Origin of the sequence: Mesorhizobium sp. M5C.F.Ca.IN.020.29.1.1 (assembly GCF_003997375.1) — a bacterium.
GTDB classification, from domain to species: domain Bacteria; phylum Pseudomonadota; class Alphaproteobacteria; order Rhizobiales; family Rhizobiaceae; genus Mesorhizobium; species Mesorhizobium wenxiniae.
On sequence record NZ_RZSW01000224.1, the window covers coordinates 1 to 9584 of the forward strand.

Genomic DNA, 9584 nt, shown 5'->3' on the forward strand with positions numbered 1-9584 from the left:
GGACCAGGGTGTGGAGATCGTCATCACGAATGGCGGCGGTCTGCGCGCTTCGATCGACCAGGGCACCGTCACCATGGGCGAAGTGCTGAACGTGCTGCCGTTCCAGAACACATTGGCGACCTTCCAGATTTCCGGCAAGGATCTGATTGCCGGGCTCGAGAACGGTCTCAGCCAGATCGAGGACGGCGCCGGACGCTTCCCGCAGGTTGCCGGCCTGAAGTACTCATTCGACAAATCGGCTGCCCCGAATGCCGGGCGCGTCAAGTCGGTCGAAGTCATGCAAGGCGGCGCGTGGACCCCGATCAATCCGGACAAGGATTACCTGGTCGCCACCAACAACTATGTGCGCCAGGGCGGCGACGGCTACAAGGTGTTCGCCGACAAGGCCAAGAACGCCTATGATTACGGACCGGGCCTCGAACAGGTGGTCGCCGATTATCTCAGTGCACATCGGCCCTATACGCCGAAGCTCGATGGCCGCATCACCGAGATCACGGCCGCCGCCGCGGCGGAACCGGCCAAGGAACCGGCCCAGGAACCGGCGAAGCCGGCCGAGGCTGCGCCCGCTCCGGCCGAGCCCGCAAAACCAGCAGAAACGGCTCCAGCCGCGACTGCGGAGCCAGCGATGCCCGAACCGCCGGCCGGTTCGGACGATATCGCCACGACGCCGCCAGCCGTGCCGGCGGAACCCGCCCCGGCAACGCCGGCACCTGCCGAGCCGGCAAAGCCAGCCGAGACGGCGCCCGCGGCACCGGCTCCTGCGGCGGAGCCGGCCCACGAACCAGCCAAGCCAGCCGAAGCTGCGCCTGCCGAGCCGGCAAAGCCGGCCGAAAGCAGCCATGTGATCGTTGCCGGCGACACCTTTTGGGATCTGGCGGAAAAAGCCTATGGCGATGGCGCCAAGTGGAAAACGATCTCCGACGCCAACAAGGACTATGAGGCGCGCCGCCTTCCCGTCGGCGTGACCTTGACCATCCCGGCCGCAAACTAAATTCTTCCGTCATTGTTGGAAAACCCGTCCGGGTAACCGGGCGGGTTTTCTGCTTTCCGCCTGAGGTAAGATAAGGTGCGGCCAGACGCTGCATTGAAAACCGGCGCGGCATCGCTAGTTTCGCGCGGTGTCCGGAGATCCCTTATGACGCTTTCCAACCCTGTCGATCCCAAGGCTGCGAAGGTCCTCGGCCCGCCGCCGGCAGGACAGCCGCCGGTCGGGGCGGGCAGGATCGGCGTCATGCTGGTTAATCTCGGCACGCCCGACGGCACAGAATTCAAGCCGATGTGGCGCTATCTCAGGGAATTCCTGTCCGATCCGCGCGTCATCGAGCTCAACAAGGCGATCTGGTACCCGATCCTCTACGGGCTGGTTCTCACCACGCGGCCGAAGAAGTCGGGCGCCAACTATGCCAGGATCTGGAACCGGCAGCGTAACGAGTCGCCGCTGCGCACATACACCCGCGCTCAGAGCGAAAAGCTGACCGAGGCGCTGCGCGACCTGCCCGGCGTCACCGTCGACTGGGCGATGCGTTACGGCAATCCTTCCACCGAGAGCGTCGCCAAAGGGCTGGTCGCGCAGGGCTGCGACCGCATTCTCTCTTTTCCCCTTTATCCGCAATATTCCGCGACCACCACCGCGACCGCCAACGACCAGCTGTTTCGCGCGCTGATGAAGATGCGCCGCGCCCCGGCGATCCGCAGCGTGCCGCCCTACTATGCCGAACCGGTTTATATCGAGGCGCTTGCCCGTTCGATTGAGCGTCATCTGGCGACCCTCGCTTTCGAGCCGGAGGTGGTCATCGCCTCCTATCACGGCATTCCGAAACCCTATTCCGACAAGGGAGACCCCTATCAGGCCCATTGCCTTGAGACGACCCGGCTGCTGCGGGAAAAGCTCGGCTGGGATGAGAAGAAGCTGATCACCACGTTCCAGTCGCGCTTCGGTGCGCAGGAGTGGCTGCAGCCTTACACCGACAAGACGGTCGAAAAATTGCCTGGAGAAGGCGTGAAATCGATCGCCATCGTCAATCCGGGCTTTTCCGTCGACTGCATCGAGACGCTGGACGAGATCGGCAGGGAGGCGGCCGAGACTTTCCATCATGCCGGGGGCGAGAAGTTCGCGCACATCCCTTGCCTCAATGACAGTGACGAGGGCATGGCGGTGATCGAGGCGATGGTGCGGCGCGAATTGTCGGGCTGGATCTGAAGCGGATACAATCGCGCGCCGCTAACCCGCTTTCTATGCACCGTAATCCACTATCACCTGATTGTAACGTTCCTGAAACACACTTAAGTGTTTGGTGAAGTCGGCCGCGTGAAACACTTCCGTGGCCGTCATCTGAGGGAGGGCCAAATGGATTTCAGTGGTTTCGATATCGCGCTTCTTGTTCTTGTCGCTCTTGTCGTGCTCGTGCTTTTCAAAGGCATCCGGACAATCCCGCAAGGCTATAATTATACCGTCGAACGCTTTGGCCGCTATACCAAGACATTGAGCCCCGGCCTCAACCTCATCGTGCCGTTCGTCGACCGCATCGGCGCCAAGTTGAACATGATGGAGCAGGTGCTCGACGTCCCGACCCAGGAGATCATCACCCGCGACAACGCCACCGTCGCCGTCGACGGCGTGGCCTTCTACCAGGTGCTCAACGCCGCGCAGGCCGCCTACCAGGTCGCCGGGCTGGAGAACGCCATCCTCAACCTGACTATGACCAACATCCGTACCGTGATGGGCTCGATGGACCTGGACGAGCTTTTGTCGAACCGCGACGCCATCAACGAACGCCTGCTGCGCGTCGTCGACGAGGCGGCGCATCCCTGGGGCATCAAGATCACCCGCGTCGAGATCAAGGACATCAACCCACCGGCCAATCTCGTCGAATCGATGGGTCGCCAGATGATGGCCGAACGCAACAAGCGCGCGCAGATCCTCGACGCCGAAGGCCTCAAGCAGTCGCAGATCCTGGAAGCCGAGGGCCGCAAGGAAGCCGCCTTCCGCGACGCCGAGGCGCGCGAACGCTCGGCCGAGGCCGAGGCCCGCGCCACGCAGGTGGTGTCGGAAGCGATCGCCAAGGGCGACGTGCAGGCGCTCAACTACTTCGTTGCGCTGAAATACACCGAAGCGCTGACCAGGATCGGCTCCGCCACAAACAGCAAGGTCGTGCTGATGCCGATGGAAGCTTCATCATTGATCGGCACGCTCGGCGGCATCGGCGCGATCGCCAAGGAAGTCTTCGGGAGCGAGGGCAATGCCGGCCCGCCGCGGCAAGCTTCACGTCCGCCGGTAGTTCGCCCGAGCGAAAGCTGAGGCCGATCCGATGTTCGACCGCATCATTTCGGAACTCGGTCCCTGGAATTGGATGGTTCTCGGCTTTGTTCTCCTCGTAATGGAGGTCATCGCACCGGGCATCTTCATGCTATGGATCGGCATCGCCGCGCTGCTGATCGGTGCAGTCTCCCTGCTCATCTGGGACGCAGGATTCTGGACCTGGCAGATCCAGGTTCTCGCCTTCCTCGCTTTGTCGCTGATCTCAGCCTATGTCGGCAAGAGACTGGCGGGCGGACGCCATGACCCGACCGACCAGCCGCTGCTCAATCGCCGCGGCGAACAAATGATCGGCAGAATGGCGACACTTGCCGAGCCGATCAAGGACGGGCGCGGCCGCATAAAGCTGGGCGACACGCTATGGCGCGTCTCAGGCCCCGATCTGCCGGCCGGCACGCAGGTGCGCGTGACGGGCGCGGCCGACACCGATCTGGAGCTGACGGTCGAGGCGGTTTAGGACCGATCGTACCCATCTCGGCGGGCGACTTTTCAAACAGGCCTGAGGTCTGTCAGGCCGCGCCGATGCGCAGCAGGTCGTGCAGATGGACAAGTCCGACCGGCCGTCCGCCCTCGACAACCATCAGGCTGGAGATGGCCGAATTGTTGATCGTCTGCAGCGCCGTCGCCACCAACGTATCCGGCCCGGCGGTCTTCGGCTTCTTGGTCATGACCTGATCGACACTCATCGCCAGAAGATTGCTGCCGATGTGGCGCCTGATATCGCCATCGGTGACGATGCCGATCAGCGCACCATCCGCGGCGGTTATCGCCACGCAGCCGAACCCCTTGCGCGACAATTCGAGGATCGCTTCGCGCATTCCGGTGCCCGAAGGCACCAGCGGCAGCCTGTCGCCGACATGCATGATGTCGCGGATCTGCGTCAGATTGGCGCCAAGTTGCCCGCCGGGATGGAAGGTGCGGAAATGATCCGGCGTGAAGCCGCGCGCTTCGAGCAACGCGATGGCCAGCGCATCGCCGATCACCAGTTGCAGCAGCGTCGATGTAGTCGGTGCCAGGCCGTGCGGGCAGGCTTCCGGCGCACGCGGCAGCAGGAGCACCACATCGGCCGCACGCGCCAGCGCCGATCGCTCTCCGGCGGTGACCGCGATCAGCGGAATCGAGAAGCGCCTGGAATAGGCGATGATGCCCTTGAGCTCGCGGCTCTCGCCCGACCACGACATGGCGATGATGGCATCGTCCTTGGCGATCATGCCGAGGTCGCCATGATTGGCCTCGGCAGGATGGACGAAGAAAGCCGGCGTGCCGGTCGACGCGAGCGTTGCGGCGATCTTTGAGCCGATGTGGCCGCTCTTGCCGACGCCGGTGACGATGACGCGGCCCTCGATTTGCGACACCATGTCGACGGCGTGCGCGAACGGTTCGGTCAATCCGTTTTCGAGCGCGGCCGCCAGCGCCGCGACACCGGCCTGCTCAGTCGCTACCGTTCTAAGCGCCGAGGCGATCGAAGCTTGCCCATCGAGCCGCTTCTTGTCTGGGGATCTCGCATGCATGGCTGATGCGATTAGCGCTTTGCCGCGCGCCTGTCCAACGGAATTGCCATCCAGCCAGGCCTGATCCACCGCTGCCTCAACCCTCCGTTAACCATCCCCATTTACGGTTCGGTAAGTATGGCGCGCGTGCGCCGCGCAAGCAGTGGTGGCGATGTCCGGGGCCCAGCCTGAAAAGAAAAGAAGACGAAACGGCAAAGCGGTCTGCGCCTTGCTGCTGGCGACCAGTGTCTTCGCCTTGCTGCGGCCTGCGCAGCCCTATGCCCAGGTAACCGAGCTGCGTGGCGAGGTTTCAGAATCGGCAATTCTGGACGATCAGCAGCGCAAGACCAGGCAATTGAGCATGGCCAGCGCCGAGGATCAGACGGCGCAGGCCGGCGCAACCGCCCAGAGCACTGCGCCGGCGCCCACCAATCAGCCGGCCAGCCCGGGCGCCATACAGGACGACGACACGGCATCCGCGACTGGCAGCATTTTTGATCCGCCGGAGGCCACCGACGACGCGTTTGCGGACACCCCCGCTCCCGTCCCGCCGCGCCGGCCATCGAGCGCAACGCAAGGGGCGGCCGATCAAGACGAAGCCGCCGAGACACAAGCCACCCCCGCGACTGCAGCCACGACGGATGACACGGACACCGGCGAGACTGACCAGGACGCCACCAATCGCCGTGCCGTGACCATTGATTCCGCCGACAGGCAGCAACTCGATCCGGGCGCTGAGCGCGCCGAAGCCATCGAAGGCAGGGATAAAAGGGCCGAGGACGACCCGTTCGCCGCCACCGGCATCAAAGTCGGCTCCTTCGTGATCAGGCCAACGCTCGAGCAAGGCCTGACGGCGTCATCAAATGCCGATTCAAGCAGCGAAGGCAAGCCGGCCCTGCTGTCGGAAACGACGCTGCGCTTCAATGCCATCTCCGACTGGCGGGAGAATTTGGCTGTCATCGACGGCTACGGCACCTTTCTCAAGACTATATCGGGCGACGAGGTTCAGGAGGCACGGGGCCGTGTCGATGGCACGCTCGATGTCGACCTCGACAACGATCTGCGCGCTATCGCCAAGCTCGGTTACGAGGCGGCGCCCGAATCGGCTTCATCGCCAGTCGTCATCGAAGGCACCGTCGAGCAGCCGGTGCGCCAGACCATTGACGGCAGCCTTGCGCTCGAGAAGGATGCCGGCAAGATGCGCTTCGCCCTGACCGGCGCTGTCGAACACGACATTTACGGCGACGCTAAGCTTTCGACGGGCGGCACGCTGTCGCAGAAAGACCGCGACTCGACGCTCTATACCGCCACTTTGCGCACCGGCTACGAGATTTCCCCCGCTATCACTCCCTTCACCGAGGTTGAAATCGGCCGCCGGGTCTATGATTTGCGCGTCGACACCAATGGTTTCGAACGATCCTCGACGCGGCTTGGCGTTCGGGCCGGCGCCGAGGTCGATCTTGGCGAGAAGCTTGCCGGCGAATTCTCGGCCGGCTGGCTGCGGGAGGCGATCGACGACGACCGCCTGCCGGCAATTTCGGGTGCCACGGTGAACGCCGACCTCAGATGGTCGCCGGAACGCGGCACCACGATCGGCCTCACCGGGCAGACGATCGTCGAGGGCACGACGACCGCCAACGAAAGCGGCGACATCCTTTACTCCGGCCGCCTCACCGGCGAGCGGGAAATCCGTGCCAACCTGATCGGGAACGCAGCTCTCGGCGTGGACTGGCGCGACTACATCGGGTCGGACGGCCATGATCTGACGCTGAGCGCCGAGGCCGGACTGACATGGTGGCTAAACCGGTATGCCGGACTGACCACCCGCGCCAGAACTGAAAAACAGACCAGCAATCTGGAGGGCCGCGACTACACCGCCCACAGCATCTTCGTCGGGGTGACACTGCAGCCGTAAAACAAACCGTTGAAGGTTTGGGGCATGTCGAGATTCAAGTCAGGCCGTGGCGGGAACGGTGGTTTTGAGGACCTTGTTCTTATGCTTGTCGTTGTCCCAAAACCGTTGCGCACCATCGGTTCAAGCCCGAGGGCATGCTTTTGGGCGACATAGCTAGAACGCCGCGCCCCGCTGCTCTGAAAGTTTCATCTCGTCGAAAAGCTGGCGGATAACGCCCGCCATGCGTCCGTTTATGTCGCTGCGCCACAGCGCGAAGGCGACATTGGCCTCGACAAAGCCTTCCGGCGATCCGCAATCGAAGGTGCGCCCCTGGTAGTGGCACCCATAAAAGGGCTGTTGCTTCTCCAGCTTCAGCATCGCATCGGTGAGTTGTATCTCGTTGCCGGCGCCCTTCTCCTGGCCCTCGAGAATCCCAAATATCTCCGGCTGCAGGATGTAGCGCCCGTTGATGTATAGATTGGAGGGTGCCGTGCCGGTCTTCGGCTTCTCCACCATACCGGTGATGCGGAAACCGTGATGTGTATCCTCGCCACGGCCGACGATGCCGTATTTATGGGCCTCGGCGGGGTCGCATTCCTGAACCGCGACGATGTTGTTGCCAGTCTCGGCATAAAGCTCGACCATCTCTTTCATGCAGCTTTTTTCCGACTGCATGATCATGTCAGGCAAAAGCAGCGCGAAGGGCTCGTCGCCGACCAGTTCGCGGGCACACCAGACGGCATGGCCAAGGCCGAGCGGCACCTGCTGGCGCGTGAAGCTGGTCTGCCCAGGCGAGGGTTGCAGCCGCTGCAGGCGGGCGAGCTCGTCGTCCTTGCCGCGCTGGGCGAGCGTGTCATAGAGTTCGAACTGGACGTCGAAATGGTCCTCGATGACCGCCTTGTTGCGGCCGGTCACGAAGATGAAATGCTCGATCCCGGCTTCGCGTGCCTCGTCGACCACATACTGGATGACTGGCCTGTCGACGACGGTCAGCATTTCCTTGGGTATGGCCTTGGTGGCCGGGAGAAAACGCGTGCCGAGGCCGGCGACCGGGAAAACTGCCTTGCGAACTCTCTTCATGCTGTCAATTATCCGCTTCTAAGCCTGTTCGGCAATCCCGCTTCAAGACATTTTCGTGCCGGAATCGAGGATTATGGAACGGCTGGTCAGAAGAAATTCGTAGTCTGTAAAGCACCAACCCGCCTTTTCGTTCCCAACGCCACCTATGGTAAACTAAATGCTAACCGGGTTCGGCGATGAATAATCTTCCTGTGATGAAGAAGGAGGAAAAGATGTCCGTTCGCAACGCCGCAAAGCGCTTCACAAGCATCGTTGCGGCCGCCAGCCTGTCGCTTGCCTTGCTGATGCCCACCGGATCGGCTTTTGCCGACGCCGGCTTCCGGCAATGGGTGGCCAGCTTCCGCGCCACCGCGGTGCGGAGCGGTGTTTCCGGCGCCGTTTACGACCGGGCATTCGAGGGCATCAGCGATGCCGACCCGGTCGTGCTGGAAAAAGCGCGTTATCAACCCGAATTCACCGCGCCCGCCTGGGACTATTTCGACAACCGCGTCCATGACCAGTCGGTCGCTGTCGGCCAGCAGATGGCCAGGAAGTGGAAGCCGTGGCTGGACAGGATCGAGGCAAAATACGGCGTCGACCGTCATATCCTGCTGGCAATTTGGTCTATGGAATCGAATTACGGCGAAATCCTCAAGCGCGACGATGTCATGCGCAATGTCGTGCGTTCCCTGGCAACGCTTGGCTATGCCGACTCGAGACGATCGAAATTTGCCCGCACCCAGTTGATCGCGGCGCTGAAAATCCTGCAAAGGGGCGACATCGACAAACGCCACCTCAGCGGCTCATGGGCCGGCGCCATGGGCCATACCCAGTTCATTCCCACCAGCTATCAGGCCTATGCGGTCGATATGGACGGCGATGGCAAGCGCGACATCTGGAATTCGATTCCCGATGCATTGGCAACGGCCGCCAATCTGCTCAAGAAGAACGGCTGGCAGGCCGGCAAGACCTGGGGCTATGAAGTCAGCCTTCCCGACGGAAAGAAGTTCCCGGCCGGATCGAAGTCACTGTCGCAATGGCAAGCGCTGGGTGTCACGCGTGTCAACGGCAAGCCGTTCAAGAATAGCGCGGAGAAGGCCACGCTGAAGGTGCCAGGCGGCCGCGGCGGCCCGGCTTTCCTGATGATCAAGAATTTTTCGGTCATCAAGCGCTACAATAATGCCGACAAATACGCGGTTGCCGTTGGCCTTCTTGCCGACGAAATCGCCGGCCATGGTGGGCTGGTGCAGGACTGGAAGCGGCCTTTCACGAAGCTCTCCTTCGAGGAGAGGCAAGAGCTTCAGCAGCGGCTTTCCCAGTACGGCTACTATGACGGCAAGTTCGACGGCAAGATCGGCGAGGGATCGAAAGCCGCCATCATGGCCTTCCAGGCGAAGGCTGGCTTGCCCCAGGACGGACATCCGAGCATGGAAGTGCTCAAATGGCTCAGGCAGAACTAGCCTCGCATAGGGCAGACCTGGAGCATCGGCCCAAACCGGTTTTGGGGAAATCCGATGCTCAAAAAAAGATTGAGCGCGGCACGGTTGAGGGTCCGGCGCTCTTAAGGGATGGAGAGGGTAATTGGTTTCGGCTTCGCGTATCCGTGTGATCCTTCGTCGCGTGCCGATCCTGGTTCTGGCTATTGCCGTCCTGGCAGTCAGCACTGCCGCCGTCTTTCACACCCCGGCCGTGGCGCAGGAAGGACAAAGGCGTGGCTGGTCGCTGCGCGACTTGTTGTTTCTGCGCCGAAGCGAGCGGGTGGGCCGAACCGAGTGGATGGAACCACCGCGACAGATCCAGAGGGCCGGGCCACGGAAGCTAAAAG

Annotated in this window: 8 protein-coding genes and 1 pseudogene; 7 read left to right on the forward strand and 2 right to left on the reverse strand. The window is 62.4% G+C overall.

Annotation, left to right across the window (positions count from 1 at the left end; genetic code table 11):
• From EOA85_RS18575 to EOA85_RS18590, 4 genes are all read left to right on the forward strand, one after another.
• The coding region (locus EOA85_RS18575; protein WP_127210699.1) for a 5'-nucleotidase C-terminal domain-containing protein at positions 1-991 on the forward strand (991 nt) is incomplete at its 5' end.
• A 144-nt stretch (positions 992-1135) separates the two neighbouring features.
• The gene (hemH, locus tag EOA85_RS18580) at positions 1136-2200 is read left to right on the forward strand and encodes a ferrochelatase (protein WP_127210700.1); all 1065 of its coding nucleotides are present in this window, start codon (positions 1136-1138) and stop codon (positions 2198-2200) included.
• Positions 2201-2347: 147 nt separating this feature from the next.
• The gene (locus EOA85_RS18585; protein WP_029349653.1) at positions 2348-3298 is read left to right on the forward strand and encodes an SPFH domain-containing protein; all 951 of its coding nucleotides are present in this window, start codon (positions 2348-2350) and stop codon (positions 3296-3298) included.
• Positions 3299-3308: 10 nt separating this feature from the next.
• Positions 3309-3773: an NfeD family protein gene (locus tag EOA85_RS18590; protein WP_095517228.1), complete on the forward strand. Its 465-nt coding sequence runs from the start codon at positions 3309-3311 to the stop codon at positions 3771-3773.
• A 52-nt stretch (positions 3774-3825) separates the two neighbouring features.
• Here EOA85_RS18590 and EOA85_RS18595 read toward each other — a convergent pair whose 3' ends face one another.
• A complete protein-coding gene (locus EOA85_RS18595) occupies positions 3826-4827 on the reverse strand; it encodes a KpsF/GutQ family sugar-phosphate isomerase (RefSeq protein ID WP_029349650.1) in 1002 nt (333 codons plus the stop codon).
• A gap of 151 nt (positions 4828-4978) precedes the next feature.
• On the opposite strand from EOA85_RS18595, the gene EOA85_RS18600 reads away from it, so the two are divergent.
• Positions 4979-6721, forward strand: a complete 1743-nt coding sequence (locus EOA85_RS18600) for an outer membrane beta-barrel protein (RefSeq protein WP_127210701.1) — start codon at positions 4979-4981, stop codon at positions 6719-6721.
• A gap of 153 nt (positions 6722-6874) precedes the next feature.
• Here the strand turns inward: EOA85_RS18600 and galU are convergent, their stop codons facing one another.
• Positions 6875-7789: a UTP--glucose-1-phosphate uridylyltransferase GalU gene (gene galU / locus EOA85_RS18605; protein WP_245485863.1), complete on the reverse strand. Its 915-nt coding sequence runs from the start codon at positions 7787-7789 to the stop codon at positions 6875-6877.
• A 203-nt stretch (positions 7790-7992) separates the two neighbouring features.
• Here galU and EOA85_RS18610 point away from each other — a divergent pair, with 203 nt between their 5' ends.
• The gene (locus EOA85_RS18610) at positions 7993-9219 is read left to right on the forward strand and encodes a lytic murein transglycosylase (protein ID WP_127210702.1); all 1227 of its coding nucleotides are present in this window, start codon (positions 7993-7995) and stop codon (positions 9217-9219) included.
• A 121-nt stretch (positions 9220-9340) separates the two neighbouring features.
• A pseudogene (locus tag EOA85_RS38140) lies at positions 9341-9584 on the forward strand (DUF459 domain-containing protein); the annotation flags it as partial.